This window comes from Pseudomonas rhizoryzae (assembly GCF_005250615.1).
GTDB classification, from domain to species: domain Bacteria; phylum Pseudomonadota; class Gammaproteobacteria; order Pseudomonadales; family Pseudomonadaceae; genus Chryseomonas; species Chryseomonas rhizoryzae.
Window position 1 is genome coordinate 77,947 of record NZ_SULM01000014.1, and the last position, 14,204, is coordinate 92,150.

A 14,204-nucleotide genomic window follows, 5' to 3' on the forward strand; every position below is an offset into this window, starting at 1 on the left:
AGTCCTTGTTATTGGAAACCGGCACGGGTGAGGTAGGCGCGGCTCTCGGCCACGTCGTCGAGACTGCCGTTGGCGTTGCGCGGGTCGCGCTCCTGCTCCACGGTGATGTAGCCCTGATAGCCCAGCTCTTCGATCAAGGTCCGCAGCGCGGGATAGTCGATGACACCCCGGCCGAGCGGGCACATCACCCCCTGGGCGCAGGCCTCGAAGAAGCGGATGCGCTCGCTGAGCACCCGGTCGAACACCCCTTGGTCGATGTCCTTGAAGTGCAGGTAATCCAGGCGCGCCGCGTATTGCCGCAGGGTCGCGGCGGGGTCCATGCCGGCGTAGTAGAGATGCCCGGTATCCAAGCAGAGCCCGGCGATCTCGTGCGGAATATCGTCCACCAGCCGCGCCAGCTCATCGGCGAATTCGAGGTAGCCACCGGCATGGGGATGGATCACCGCCCGTACGCCATACTCCTGCCAGGCCAGGGTCGCGATGGCGCGGATGTGCTCCATCATGGTGTTCCAGGCCGCATCGTCCAGGCGGGGCGCGCGATCGGAATGGCCGGCGGCGTAGTCACGCTCGTCATGGCCCCAGTCGATCACCACCAGATAGGGCAGCAGGAAACGCTGCCCGGCTTCCGGTTCCACCGCGGGCAACTGCTTGAGCAGGGCGCAGATGTCGTGGGTCTGGGTCAGCAGGGAGGGCAGATTCGCTGGATCGACCAGGTCATCAAAGATGGTGCCGGCCACCACCTGCAGGCCGTTGTCGCCTAGGGCCTGGCCGACCTCGGCGGCATCCAGCGGCAGATAGCCATATGGCCCCAGTTCGATGCCGCGATAGCCGGCCAGACCGGCCTCACGGAGCACCTGGCGCCAGGGCGGCAAGAAGGGATTCTTGACGTCATCGACGCCCCAGCAGCAGGGCGCAGTGGAGATATGAATAGCCATGGAGGAGCTCCGTTTTTATTGTTTTTCGCCTGGGTCAGGCCTGTTCTGGATGCTAAGACCGGCCTGCCGAGGCTGCTATAGTGCGCGGCGCGAACCTGTCAAAACCCCTCAAAGCCACGCCGGGAGCCTTTCATTTCATGTCAGATTCGGCAGCTGCTCGTCGCCCCACCATGGCCGATGTGGCCCGCGAGGCCGGGGTCAGCCTGTCCACGGTCGATCGCGTGCTCAACCTGCGCGCCGGCGTACGGGCGGATACCGCGCAACGCATCGCCAACGCCGCAGCCAAGCTCGGCTTCCACGCCCATAGCGTCATCGAACAACGGCTACGCCACGAGAAGCCGACGATCCGCCTCGGCTTCCTATTGCAGAAAAGCGGCGTGGCCTTCTATCAAGGCTTGGCCCAGGCCCTGGCCGACGCCGCCGCAGCGACCACGCGCGCCCGGGTACGGGTGATGATCGGCTATCTGGATGACCTGGACCCGCTGGTGGTGGCGCGCCGGATCGAGGCGCAGCGCGGCGAGGTCGATGCGCTCGGCGTAGTGGCCGTCGATCATGTGGCGGTACGCGAAGCGGTGTCGGAACTACGCCTGAACGGCATGCCCGTGCTGGCGATGCTGTCCGAACTCGCCACCCGTGCCGGCGCCGGCTACCTGGGCGTGGACAACCGCCGCATGGGCCGCGTGGCCGGCTGGTTCGTCACCCGGCTCGCGCCGCAGCCCGGCCCGGTGGCGGTGATGGTGGGCAGCCAGAGATTCCAGTGCCAGGAGCTCTGCGAACTGAGCTTTCGCAGCTACCTGGCCGAGGCGGCGGGCGATTGGGAACTGCTGGCGTCACGCCTGACCTTGGAAGATCCGGGCTACGCCCGCGACAATACCCTCGACCTGCTGAGCGCCTATCCGAATCTGGCGGGTCTCTATGTAGCCGGCGGCGGCATCGAGGGGGTGATCCAGGCCCTGCAAGAGCGGCAGCGTCAGGGCCTGCACCTGCCCACCGTGGTCTGCCACGACCTCACCGCCGTCACCCGGGACGCCTTGAAGACTGGCCTCGTCCAGGCCGTCCTCTCCCATCCACGCGAGCCACTGGCCCGCCGCGCGGTGGATGCCCTGGTCACCGCCAGCCTCGACAACGAGCAACCGGGTTACGAACTGCTGCCCCTGCAACTCGATGTGCCGGAATGTCACTAGTGTTGGGTATCGCCCGGAACTGCAGATGAACGAGGACAACCGAGACGCTTTGCTCAGGGCCGGGTGTCGGTGCGCAGCGCCAGTGACAACCGCAGGCCGAACACCCGAAACACCGAGTCCAGCGTCTTCAACGTCGGATTGCCGGTTCCATGCTCCAGCTGCAGCAAGGCGCCCAGGGAAATCTTGCACATTCGCGCGAAAGGCGCCTGGTTGAGTCCGGTCACCTCGACCCGCAGCCGGCGCACGGCGGTGGCGAAATCGAGTTCGCCGTCGATCACGCCTTGGCAGATTTCAGTGATCAGTTGATCGCGCTCCGCGACGTCCAGAAGCCTCACCATAATCCCCACTCCTGCAGCCGCTGTTCGAGTCGCAGCACCGGTAGCCGTTGCTCCTGTCGGCGAACGTCGTCTGGCAAGGCCGTCAGTAGATCGGGCAGCGCCAAAAACTCCCGGGCCTGCTGGCGCACCCGCTCGAAGAGCCCTTCCGTAGCCTTCGCCCCCTGCCCGGCCCGAGTCGCCAGGAGTAGTTCCAGGTGACGGCACAGGTCACGCCAGGGCGGCGACCCCGCCTGCTCCTCGCGCCACTTGGTGCTACGGCTGATGCCCTCCGGGTCCAGCACCATGGGCGCCAGATCGTAGATGGGCGCCAGCTCCAGCCGATTCCCATGCCGGAGGATGCTCAGGTTGCGGCCATGGTTGTCGGAATTACCCAGAATCCGATTGAGCAGATCGCGCCGCACGTACTCGAACACCAGCTCCTCTACTTCGTTTCCCTGACCGGCGAGGTCCCAGAGATCGACCAGGCGCGTCACTACCTCCTCATGAATCAGATGCGAACCCGGCCGGGTGTTTCCGCACAGGGAATAAATGGACTCCAGTGCGATACGTTCGACGCCGCCCGCCCTGACCTTGCGATCGAAGCGCGGTAACCAAAGACTGGGCTTGTCCCCCTCTTCCAGTGCCAGGCCACGCGGGTCGATGGTGTTCAGACCCAGCGCATTCACGGCGCGATAGTAGTGATATTCGCTGCGCAGGATGTCGCGATCCCGGGCAGTCGCCTCGCCACGAGCGAACTTCACCAACCAATGGCGGTGCGCCCGAGCGTCCGCCAGGGCGGCATCGGCATGCAATCCACCCTGGGCGTCCTCGGTCAGCAGCAGCTTGGGCGCCTCGCCACCTGCGCCGGTCGCACCGCCCATGGCCGCGCCCTGCTCATAGGCGTATTCGAGAAAATCGTCGGCGCGAGCTACTACGTCACTCCGCGAAAATGCCTGGGAGGGCGACGTCTGCGGCAGTACGGAACTCTCGATCCGCAGGTGACCGACGGGTGCTGGCGTGCAACGCGCCAGCAGGAAAAGATCCAGGTCCCAGTCCGCCGGGCGCTCATGACCGAAGCGCCGCTCCAACCACCGACGCGCGGCTCCTGCGGGCAACAGGTCATAGACGAAGGCCGGCAGGCCGGTATCACGCCGGGCCGTCCAGCTCAGGCGTTGCGCGGCACTGACCGACACCGCGAAGGGCGAATCCAGCCGCTCATAGTGTTCAGCCAGATAGTGCGGTTCGTAGCCACTGATACACAGCGACTCCGTGAGCCGATCCGGCTGTGCGAAGGTGAGCGACACCGCATCCTGCCAGAGCCCGTCGAGGAACACCTGAACCTTGAGTTTCATGACAGGACCCGAATTCTCAATTTAATGAAAATTATCCTAGCGTCATGACTTTAATTATTCAATATAATGAGAATTTCCAGCCTGGGCTCTGGATTGAATTTCATTAAAATAGAATTCCGCCATTCAGCGGACATCGATAGCGGTGGTGTCTGCGTCAGCAATGCCCAAACGTGCAGCATCTCTCGCTTAACTCTCTGATCGGCCAGTGGAAATTCTTGGATTACGGGCTTGACAGCCACTCCCGCCTTGCCAATAATGCGCGCCTCGGATGGCTACGTAGCTCAGCTGGTTAGAGCATAGCATTCATAATGCTGGGGTCCGGGGTTCAAGTCCCTGCGTAGCCACCACCTATTTCCAAGGGTCAGCGTAAGCTGGCCCTTTTTTATTGCCCACGAAAAAGCCCGGCCGATGTCGCTGCTCTTCTTAGTCCCCTCTCCCTCTGGGAGAGGGCTAGGGAGAGGGTGCCGCCACTCCCCATCTTCAGGACTCAGCAAAAGCGGCCCCTGATTGTTACCCGGCTTTTTCCGTCGCCATGAAAAAGCCCGGCCTAAGCCGGGCTCCCTTGCAGCCGTAGTCGCTACAGAGCAACCTTCTGCTTGCTGTCCACCTCTTCGCTATCGATCGCCTTGCTGTCGATGGACTGCACCAGCGTCTTGGAGCTGAACGCCCGCAGGTCGCGCAGGAAGTTGTCGCGCCAGGACGCCAGGTCCGCCTGGCGAATCACCCGCATCATGTCCTCGTAGCGTGACTTGCGCTCTTCCAGCGGCATGCGCAGCGCGCGGTCCAGGGCTTCGGCCATGCCGATGTGGTCATAGGGATTCACGATCAGCGCGGAATTGAGTTCCCGCGCCGCACCGGCGAAGCGCGACAGCACCAACACCCCGGGATTTTCCGGGTCCTGGGCCGCCACGTACTCCTTGGCCACCAGGTTCATGCCATCGCGCAGCGGCGTCACCAGGCCCACGTCGGAGGAGCGGAACAGCCCCATCACCGTGCGGCGGTCATAGCTCTTGTTCAGATAGCGGATCGGCGTCCAGTCCAGCTCGGAGAAGTGGCCATTGATGTGGCCGGCATGGCTCTCCAACTGGCGACGGATATTCTGGTAGGACACCACGTCCGCCCGCGAGGACGGCGCGATCTGCACGAACTGCACTGCCCGGTGATGCTCGGGGAAGTGCTCCAGCAACTTCTCGAAGGCCTGGAAGCGCTCCACCAGCCCCTTGGAATAATCCAGCCGGTCGACGCTGACGATGGTCTTGTAAGGCACGCCCTCGATGCTGCGCGAGATGAACTGGCGCCGCGTACGATAGGACTCCGCCTGCTTCTGGATCACGTCCGGCATCACCCCGATGGGATAGACGCCCACGCGGAAGTTGTGGCCGTAGGCGGTCAGGCTGCCGTCCTTTTCCAGCACACCGCGCACCTCGCGGGTGATGTAGTCCTGGAAAGCCAGTTGGTCGGTATCGGTCTGGAAGCCGATCAGGTCATAGAAGCACAGCGTCTTGAGCAACTCGTTGTGCGGCGGGATGGCGGTGAGGATTTCCGGCGCCGGGAAGGGAATGTGCAGGAAAAAGCCAATCCGGTTGCGAATGCCCAGCATGCGGCAGGCTTCGGCGAAGGGAATCAGGTGGTAGTCGTGCACCCAGATGATGTCGTCGGGCTTGAGCAAGGGCTTCAGGCGCTCGGCCATAGCCATGTTGACGCGACGATAGCCGTCGTACTCTTCGCGGTTGTAGCGCGCCAGGTCGATCCGATAGTGGAAGATCGGCCACAGGGTGGCGTTGGAAAAGCCGCGGTAATAGTGGTCGTAGTCGCGCTTGGTCAGGCCGAAGGTCACGTAGTCGATGTTGTCCTTGGTCTGGGTCTTGGCCGGCCCGTTTTCCTTGACCGTCTCGCCATTCCAGCCGAACCAGATGCCACCCGACTTGCGCAGGGCATCCAGGACGCCCACCGCCAGACCGCCCGCGGTCGCCTTGCCTTCCTCGATCGGGGCCACCCGATTCGATACCACCACTAAACGGCTCATCCTAATCTCCTTGCTTATAATTTCGCGCGAGGTCACGGCTCAGTTGCTGCAGCCAGAGGGCTACCGCTTCAACCGAAGGCAGGCGGGTCTTGGCGACCGTCTCCCCCTCCCCTACCTTGATGGACAGACCGCCTCGCGCATTGACGACAGCGAACCCCGCTTCATCGGTACGATCGTCACCGAGAAACACCGGCAGGCAGCCGGCGAAGGGTTCCAGTTCTAGAAATCGGCCGATGGCCTCGCCCTTGCTCGCGCCAGCGGGCTTGAGCTCGAAGACGCACTTGCCCGGTTGCAGCTTGAATTCAGGGTGCTCGGCCGCGATGCCTTCCGCCAGCTCTCGTACCAGCGCTTCCTTCTCGGGCGCCTGGCGATAGTGCAGGGCGAAGGCCACGCTCTTGCGTTCGAGCAACAGGTCCGGATGATCCGCCAAGGCTCTCTCGAGCCGCTGGCCGACCTGGGCCAGCAGGCCGGCGTCCAGTTCGACCCGATGGGTATTGCCTTGCGGATCGCGCCACTCGGCACCATGGACACCTGCAGCCGGCAGCTGCAGCGGCGCGGTGAAGCGGTCGATCTCCGCCAAGGGCCGCCCGGATACCACGGCCACACCATGCTGGCGCGCCAGGAGGTCGAGCGCAGCGAGGGTTTCGGCGGGAATGAAAACCTGTTCCGGACGTGGCTGCAGTTCTGCCAGGGTGCCATCCAGATCGAAAAAGAAGGCCAACGGTTGGCCCGATGAGGTGAGGCTGTCGAGGTCGATCATGGAAGGTACGACTGCCGGGTCACCGTATGGTTCGTTCACACCTTCCGGCAGGGCGGAGGAATTCCCGCTGCCGGCTCGTAGTCGGAATCAGGGAGACGCTCTAGCAGCCAAGCCTTTGGAGACCACCATGAACAAGCCCGACATCACCAAGACCCCCGAAGAGATCGACGACATCCAGGACCGCATGGGCGACATGCGCGAACTCGATTTCAGCGATCGCAAGGACGACCGCCAGGGCCGCGCTGGCGACGAGATGGACGAGCGCGATTACCAGGGCCAATTCCCCGAGGAGCGCGTCCGCCAGGCCGGGCTGACCGGCGGCGAGACCCTGGATCACCAGCCGACGATGGATGACGCCAGCCCGGAAACCCTGCTGGACGAAACCGGCGCCCGCTCGCCCAGCGACTACGGCGATGCCTGGCCCAACGACAAGGAGCTGAGCGTGGTCGAGGACAGCGACATCGGTGGCGGTGCCGGCCAGGACGAAGCCGAACTAGGGCGCAGCCATCCGCTCGACGGCCAGGCCTGGGATGGCGACACCGACGAGCCCAACGAAGCCGAAACGCAGCGCGACGCCCGCTACGCTGATCTGGATGCTAATGACGAAGATTTCGCCGGCGACACCGCCCTGGATCTCGACGAGAAGCGCGCCGATCGCTGAACGGGCTGGAAGGTCTAGTCCAGCAGGGTACAGGCCATCACTAGCGCATCTTCCCGGCCGCCGACCGCCGGATAGTAGTCCCGTCGGCGGCCGATCTCGTTGAAGCCGTAGCGTTCGTACAGTCGATAAGCCGACTGATTGCTGGCCCGCACTTCCAGGAAGCACTCATTGGCCTTGGCCTTGCGCGCTTCCTGCATCAGTTGCTCGAGCAGACGCAGGCCGAGTCCACGCCCCTGGTTTTCCGGCTTGACCGTGATGTTGAGCAGATGGGCCTCGTCGAGGATGACGTTGATCACCCCGTGCCCCACCTGTTGCTCGCCCACCAGCATCACCCAGCAGTCATAGGATTTGAGCGCATCGAGAAAGATGCCGCGGGTCCAGGGGTGGCTGAAGGCCTGGTATTCGATCTTCAATACCGTGTTCAAATCGGCTTCGGTCATTCGCCGAAAGCGCACCGCATCGTTCATTGCTGTTCCATCCAGCGGCGCCGCAAGGGGCGCATGGCTTGCCAGAGCGCAGCCTTGGCGGCCGGCTCTTCCATCAATATATCCAGCCCCGGCACCAGCCAGGCTGAGCCCAGGGCCGTGTCCCGTTCCATCCCGGTCGCCTCTAGGTCCTCGACGCCAGCGCAGCGCCGGGCGGCCGTACCGACCAACCAGAGGCCCAGGCCTTCGCCCAGCCGCTCCTGGTGTCCCGACACATAGCTCTGCACGAACTCGCAGGCCGCCGCCGGCCCCTGATCGAGCTGACCGCTGTTGAGCAGCGGCCAGCGAATGGGCTCCTCGCTGATGATCTTCGGCGTGTCCGGCAGGCCGGCGGCGCGCAGCAGATCCTTGAGCAGCAAGGCGGCCGGATCGCGCGAACCCAGGATGTCCCCGGTCGGCAATTCCAGCAGCAACAGGCAACGCCCCGCCTGCAACAGTTGCAGGGCGAAGCGTGGCGCCGGCTCGCGTGGCGGCGGGGGCGCCCGCTCCGGTTCCGGCTCGACCACGGCGGTCGGTGCCGGCTTGACCGGGCTGGGGCGGGCGATCTCGATCCGCGGCCGGGCCGCAGCAGGCGCCTCGACCATCGGCGCCGCCTTGGGCACCGGCTCCGGTTTGACCACCCTGGCGACGACGGGCGTCTCTTCCGGCGCCTCTACCCACAGCGCCTCCGGCCGCGAAGGCGCCGCGAAGGGCAAGGCCGTACGCGGCACCCAGACATCCAGGTCCATCGCCTGCAGATAGGCGCGACGACGCGCCTCGGCGGCGAGCGACGGGGAAGCGGAGGCAGCGGTATCGGGCATGGGCGGATCCTTGGGATACGCGGCGGGGGCGGCATTGTCGCGCGGATCGTCCCAGATCGAAAGGCCACCCTGCCCATCGGTCCCACCGCTGTCACATCGAAGGCTCTGGCGTCTGGAGTACAATGGCGCTTTTGCCTGGTGCGGTCCCCACCATGATCGACCCCAAACGCGTCCTGCGTACCCTTGCCGAACACTGGCACCTCATCGATCCGCTGTGCGCCCACTTCGACAGCGGCACCCTGGGCCTGGCCGAGTTGCGCGCCCGCCTGGCCGAACAGTTGCCGGAGCGGACGCCAGCCGACCTCACAGCCCTGCTCGACACCTGGATTCGCCTCGACATCCTGGTACCGGTGGCCAAGAGTCCCAACCGCTTCGAACTCAACGGCCAGATCCACGACTTCCTCGGCTATCTCAGGCGCGAACACCGCCTCGGCCTGTGCCTGGAGATCGAGGCCTACCTGCGCCACCTGGAGCGCCTCGCCGGCCACATCCGCGAGGCCTTCGACAACCGCGATGGCCCGGACCTGGCCCGTCAACTGCGCCTCTTGGACATGCGCGTGCGCGATGTCCTCAAGAAGCTGGCCAACGACGGCCACGCCCTGGAAGGCGTCGCCGAGCGCGCCAAGACCAGCGATCGTCAGATCCCCCTGCGCCAGCGCTATGCCGAGGTGCTGGCCACCTGGGACGAATACGTCGAGCCGATGATCCAACTGGTCGCCGCTGACGGCGCCTTCGAGCGCGGCGTGCATCGCGTCGAACAGGTCCTGCTGCACCTGCTGGGCGAACAGCAGCGCCTCGGCCACCTGGTCGACGACGACCTGCTGCTGCGCACCCAGGCGCGCATCCTGGAAATGCACAACGCCGCCCAACTGGCGCTGAGACGCGCCCGCGAATTGCTGCTGCCGCTGCGCGAAGAAGCCCGTCGGCACAACGCGGTCACCCGTGGCGCCGCCCTGGCCCTGGCCGCCATCCGCCGCAGAGGCCTCGACGCCGTGCCCCAGGCCGCCCTGCCACTGTTCAGCCGGCCGCAGAGTGTCTTCCTCGGCACCGCCGCCCAGGTGGAGAGCTACGTCTACGCCCTGGCCCGCTTCGAGCCCAAGCCGGCCCGCTTCCCCAGCCAGAGCAACCGGCAACGCGACAGCGAACGCCCCGCCGCACCCCGTACCGTGCGCGAGATGGTCGACCTCTGCCAGGACGCCTTGCCGCTGCCCGACCTCATGGCCTGGCTGCTGGAGCAGGAACCGGCCGGCGACACCGACGAACTGCTCTACTGGTTCTCGCGCCTGTCCCGCGACGCCCGCTTCCAGCGCGAGCGCCTGGACCGCCGCCACTACGACACCCTCGAACACCGCGTCAGCCTGTGCTCCTATGCCCTGGCCGCCCGATCCCCCGCGAGCGATGCCCATGCAACTTGATCTCAACGAAATGACCCAGCTCGCGCCCATCTTCCGCGAGCTGTTCAAGGGCTATCACCTGTCCCGCAGCGAGCCCGAGTGCTACGCCCAGCTCAGCCAGCAGCAGGACCAGTACCGCGCCCTCTTCCGCGCCCTCGGCTTCGAGCTGGTCTGCGATCCGCGCGGCTTCTACTACTTCGTCCCCGAGCAGATGGGCACCCAGGTCAACAAGACCGCCCAACGCCTGGCGCTGTTCACCTTCATCCTGGTGGAGCATCTCGCCGACCAGGGTCGCGATCCCCTGGCCGTGCTCGACGGCGGCACCCTCGGCCGTCCCGAACTGCCGGCACTGCTGGACAAGTACCGCGACCTCTTCCTGCAGGCCGAGGTCACCACCCAGGACGAGCTGGAAGAAAAGATCCTGCGCCGCCTGACCCAACTCGGCTTCGCCCTGGACAGCAACGGCAGCTACCGCTTCCTGCCGCCCATGCACCGTTTCCTCGACGTCTGCCTGGCCGTGCAGCAGGACCGCGACCTGGCCGCCAGCCTGCACGCCAGCGACCTGCCGCTGCCGGCGCCGACCCTCGCCGGTGATGAAGACAGTCTTGATGAGGATAGCCCTGATGAGGAAGTCGCCGAGGATGACGAAGAGGCCGCCCTGGCCCGCGCCATCGCCGAAGAACGGGAGTTCGACCTATGATCCGCTACGGCATCAGCCGCTTCGCCCTGCTCAACACCGCCGGCTACAGCCTGGGCCTGTTCCCGCTGGAACAGCCGCTATCGGTCTACGGCGCCAACAACCTGGGCAAGAGCGCCTCGATCAATGCCCTGCAATTCCCCATCCTGGCGCGGCTCTCCGACATGAGCTTCGGCAAGTACAGCAACGAGCAGTCGCGCAAGTTCTACTTCGCCACCGACACCAGCTATATCCTCGTCGAACTGCGCCTGGCGCATGGTCCCCACGTCATCGGCGTAGCCGGTCGCGGCCCGGGGGGCGGCTTCGGCCACCAGTTCTTCGCCTATGCCGGCGAGCTGGACCTGGCCCACTACCAGCGCGACGGCACCTGCCTACGCCAGCGTGAACTCTTCGCCAGCCTGGAACGCGCCGGCCTCAAGGCCTACGAGGTCAAGCCCGAGGAACTGCGCCGCCTGCTGGTCGGCGGCCACACCAGTATCCCGCTGGACCTCACCCTCATTCCGCTCAGGTCCACCAGCGAGCAGAGCCTAAAGACCTTCCGCGCCCTGTTCATCAATCTGCTGCACATGCGCGAGATCACCGCAGCCAAGCTCAAGCAGCTGTTCCTCGACGCCTTCGAGCACAGCTTGAGATCCGGTAGCGTCGACTACATCGCCGCCTGCGAGGAGGCCTTCCGCGACGTGCGCCGCATGGAGCAGGACTACCAGTCCCTGGTCGCTGCCGGCCCGCTGGTGGAAGCCCTGGCCAATGGCGTCGAACAGCGCGACCGGCTACGCGGCAAGCTGCACCGCCTCTCGCCGCTGCTCGACAGCCTGCTCGGCACCTGGCAGCACTACGCTATCGATCGCCGTGACGAACTCTTGGCCCAGAGCGAACACTACCGCCTGGAGCAGGACAGCCTGCAGCAGAACCAGCGCGACGGCACCAACGAACTGATGCGCCTGGAACGCGAGGTCAGCGGTCTGCAGCGCTGGCTGGCCGAGCTGGCCCAACTCAAGCACCGCTTCGCCCTGGTGGAGTCCACCGCGCCCCTGGAAGCCCAGCTCCTCGCCGCCAAGGATGCTCACGACGAACTGGCCGGCGCCCTCTCCCAGTCGCGCCAATTCAGTAGCGAAGACCTCGACCAACGCGTCCGCGAATTGGAACAGCGCCTCAAGGGCCTACGGCAGCAACTGGATCACGCCGACAACAACAGCTACGCCCGCCTGCGCGAGGAATTCAGCCAGGCCGACGTCGAACGGCTGATGCGCCTGTTCAACGGCCAGCTGTTCAGCCTGCCGCTGGGGCCCAAGGGTGTCGAATTGGCCGAAGACGGTAGCTGGCTGAAGACCCTCGAAGGGGTACTGGAACGCTTCCAGGGCGACCGCTTCGAACTGCCCGGCCTGTCCCTCGACCTCTCGGGCATCGAGCCGCCGACCCTCCAGGCCCTGGCCGACCGCGCTGCCCTGCGCGACCAGAAGGATCGCCTGGAACGCGAACTCAAGCAGCTCAAGGCCCAGCAGGGCGTCATCGCCGACCGCCAGGCCAGCAAGGCCCAGGCCGAAGCCCTCTACCAACAGGTCCTGGACGCCCAGAAGGCCCTGGAAGACTTCCGCCGCTGCCAGACCCTCAGCGCCGAAGAGAACGAAAAGCTCGAACAACTGGCCCAGCTAGAAGCCGCCCAGGACGAGCTACGCCGGGCCGGCGACGCCTTCACCGAACGCGTCCAGCAACTCTCTGCCAAGCTGCAACTGATCGGCCGCCAGCTGGCCGACCTGGAAGCCAAGGACCGCACCCTGGCCGACGCCCTGCGTCGTCGCCAACTGCTGCCCACCGACCTGCCCCAGGGCACTCCCTTCTTGGAAGCGGTGGACGACTCCCTGGAAAACCTGCTGCCGCTGCTCAACGACTATCAGGACACCTGGCAGGCCCTACAGCGCGCCGACACCCAGATCGAGGCTCTCTACGCCCAGGTCCGCCTCAAGGGTGTGGCCAAGTTCGACAATGAAGAAGATCCCGAGCGCCGTCTGCAACTGCTGGTCAACGCCTACGCCCACCGCCAGGATGAAGCCCTGACCCTGGCCAAGGCCCGTCGCGCCGCCGTCACCGACATCGCCCGCACCCTGAGAAACATCCGCAGCGACTACGACAACCTCGAACACCAGCTGCAGTTGTTCAACCGCGAGATCAACCGCAAGCAGGTCTCCAACCTGGAAAGCTTCCGCATCGTCCTCGCACCGAATAAGGATGCCCTTAAGCATATCGACCAGATCATCCACAGCGCTGGCCAATACGAAGAAGGCGAGACCCTCTCGGTCTTCGACCTCACCCAAGACAGCAGCCAGGACCAGAAGAACGAAGAAGCCCGCGACTACCTGGCACGCCTGGTCGCCGCCAACGGCAACCAGCTCGGCCTCAAGGACCTCTTCGAACTGGCCTTCGAGATCACCAAGCAGGGCGGGCAGCCGATCCTCCACACCGACATCGACGGCGCCGCTTCCAACGGCACCACCATGACCATCAAGGCGCTGACCAACATGTACCTGTTGCTGCACCTGATGGATCGGGAACAGGCCGCCAAGATCCGCCTGCCCTACTACCTGGACGAGGCCGCCGACATCGATGAACGCAACCAGCAGGCCCTGATCGAGACCAGCCAGCAACTGGGCTTCGTGCCCATACTGGCCAGCGTCAAACCCCAGGTCAGCGCCCAGGTCGCCATCGACCTCGAAGGCGGCAGCGGCCCCGGTGGTATCTACATCGACGAAGCCGACTGGAAATACATCGCCAAACGCGACCTGGCCCTGCCAGAACCCGCGTGAGCCCTGCCCGAACGCAAAAAGCCCGGCCAATGCCGGGCTTTTTATTGCTCTGCCCTTGTAGGTTGGGCTGAGCACAGCGAAGCCCAACATCCGCCCCCCCAAAGCTCTGCACCCCACGCATAGCGCTCGAAGGTTGGTCTTCGCAAGCCCAGCCCAACCTACAGCGTCTGATCGCAGCCATGGCGGTCCGCCGATGCGGCCGCTCCTACGGTAGATCTCCTTGTAGGAGCGGCCCATGGCCGCGATAGCCCGGCGACGCCGGGCTGTTGCTAACTCTTACGCTCCTTGCAGGCTTCCACCAGCAGGAAGCGCTCAAGCCTCCCAGTTGCACCGCTTCTGGTCCCCTCTCCCCCGGGGAGAGGGCTGGGGTGAGGGCGCTTTTCCCGCCCCAAAGACAACACCCCCGCCAGAATGAACTGGACGGGGGTGCTGGGTGTTAGGCGCTTGACGATGACCTACTCTCACATGGGGAAACCCCACACTACCATCGGCGATGCATCGTTTCACTTCTGAGTTCGGGAAGGGATCAGGTGGTTCCAATGCTCTATGTTCGTCAAGCAATTCGGTTGGCGGGCCAGGCGATGGGGCTGCCTGACTGGCCGAATTGGGTCTGTGACAGAAGTAGAAGTAAACGTATCGTCCTGGGTCTTGCGAACCCACGCGCCGTTTTCGGCGTCGTCTTCCTCACGCTCTGACACGCGGTCAGATTGTTTGGGTGTTATATGGTCAAGCCTCACGGGCAATTAGTATCGGTTAGCTCAACGCCTCACAGCGCTTACACACCCGACCTAT

The 14,204-nt window shown here is 64.9% G+C and carries 12 protein-coding genes, 1 tRNA gene and 1 rRNA gene; 6 read left to right on the forward strand and 8 right to left on the reverse strand.

Translation table 11 applies throughout. From position 1 onward, the window contains the following. Positions 1-8: 8 nt before the first annotated feature. Entirely contained in the window at positions 9-935 is a 927-nt protein-coding gene (locus FAZ11_RS21155; RefSeq protein ID WP_137279048.1) for a sugar phosphate isomerase/epimerase family protein, read from the reverse strand. A gap of 137 nt (positions 936-1,072) precedes the next feature. Here FAZ11_RS21155 and FAZ11_RS21160 point away from each other — a divergent pair, with 137 nt between their 5' ends. After that, a complete protein-coding gene (locus FAZ11_RS21160; protein WP_058779255.1) occupies positions 1,073-2,119 on the forward strand; it encodes a LacI family DNA-binding transcriptional regulator in 1,047 nt (348 codons plus the stop codon). Positions 2,120-2,172: 53 nt separating this feature from the next. On the opposite strand, the gene FAZ11_RS21165 is transcribed toward FAZ11_RS21160, so the two are convergent. Next, positions 2,173-2,457, reverse strand: a complete 285-nt coding sequence (locus FAZ11_RS21165; RefSeq protein WP_058772648.1) for a helix-turn-helix domain-containing protein — start codon at positions 2,455-2,457, stop codon at positions 2,173-2,175. Then, entirely contained in the window at positions 2,451-3,788 is a 1,338-nt protein-coding gene (locus tag FAZ11_RS21170) for a type II toxin-antitoxin system HipA family toxin (protein WP_058772647.1), read from the reverse strand. The genes FAZ11_RS21165 and FAZ11_RS21170 overlap by 7 nt, the downstream gene beginning before the upstream one ends. Positions 3,789-4,058: 270 nt before the next feature. Here FAZ11_RS21170 and FAZ11_RS21175 point away from each other — a divergent pair. After that, positions 4,059-4,135 (forward strand) — tRNA-Met (locus tag FAZ11_RS21175). A 230-nt stretch (positions 4,136-4,365) separates the two neighbouring features. Here FAZ11_RS21175 and otsA read toward each other — a convergent pair. Both otsA and otsB read right to left on the reverse strand, forming a co-directional pair. Beyond that, positions 4,366-5,814 carry an alpha,alpha-trehalose-phosphate synthase (UDP-forming) gene (gene otsA, locus FAZ11_RS21180; protein ID WP_058772646.1) on the reverse strand — a complete coding sequence of 483 codons (1,449 nt, stop codon included), beginning with the start codon at positions 5,812-5,814 and terminating at the stop codon, positions 4,366-4,368. Between the two features lies 1 nt (position 5,815). Continuing rightward, positions 5,816-6,574, reverse strand: coding sequence for a trehalose-phosphatase (gene otsB, locus FAZ11_RS21185; RefSeq protein ID WP_058772645.1), 759 nt, complete (start codon positions 6,572-6,574; stop codon positions 5,816-5,818). A gap of 127 nt (positions 6,575-6,701) precedes the next feature. Between otsB and FAZ11_RS21190 the strand changes: the two genes are divergently transcribed. Next, entirely contained in the window at positions 6,702-7,235 is a 534-nt protein-coding gene (locus FAZ11_RS21190) for a hypothetical protein (RefSeq protein WP_058772644.1), read from the forward strand. Between the two features lie 14 nt (positions 7,236-7,249). On the opposite strand, the gene rimI is transcribed toward FAZ11_RS21190, so the two are convergent. Beyond that, entirely contained in the window at positions 7,250-7,702 is a 453-nt protein-coding gene (gene rimI / locus FAZ11_RS21195) for a ribosomal protein S18-alanine N-acetyltransferase (RefSeq protein ID WP_058767585.1), read from the reverse strand. Continuing rightward, complete coding sequence (locus tag FAZ11_RS21200; protein ID WP_058772643.1) at positions 7,699-8,520, reverse strand: hypothetical protein; 822 nt, start codon at positions 8,518-8,520, stop codon at positions 7,699-7,701. Before FAZ11_RS21200 ends, rimI begins: the two co-directional genes overlap by 4 nt. A 152-nt stretch (positions 8,521-8,672) precedes the next feature. Between FAZ11_RS21200 and mksB the strand changes: the two genes are divergently transcribed. Genes mksB through mksF form a run of 3 tightly spaced genes read left to right on the forward strand, consistent with a single transcriptional unit; the run spans position 8,673 to position 13,412 of the window. Beyond that, positions 8,673-9,935 carry an Mks condensin complex protein MksB gene (gene mksB / locus FAZ11_RS21205; RefSeq protein ID WP_058772642.1) on the forward strand — a complete coding sequence of 421 codons (1,263 nt, stop codon included), beginning with the start codon at positions 8,673-8,675 and terminating at the stop codon, positions 9,933-9,935. Beyond that, positions 9,925-10,614 carry an Mks condensin complex protein MksE gene (mksE, locus tag FAZ11_RS21210; RefSeq protein ID WP_058772641.1) on the forward strand — a complete coding sequence of 230 codons (690 nt, stop codon included), beginning with the start codon at positions 9,925-9,927 and terminating at the stop codon, positions 10,612-10,614. Before mksB ends, mksE begins: the two co-directional genes overlap by 11 nt. Continuing rightward, positions 10,611-13,412: an Mks condensin complex protein MksF gene (gene mksF, locus FAZ11_RS21215; RefSeq protein WP_058772640.1), complete on the forward strand. Its 2,802-nt coding sequence runs from the start codon at positions 10,611-10,613 to the stop codon at positions 13,410-13,412. The genes mksE and mksF overlap by 4 nt, the downstream gene beginning before the upstream one ends. Before the next feature lie 442 nt (positions 13,413-13,854). Here mksF and rrf read toward each other — a convergent pair. Next, positions 13,855-13,970, reverse strand: a 5S ribosomal RNA gene (gene rrf, locus FAZ11_RS21220). Positions 13,971-14,204 lie beyond the last annotated feature (234 nt).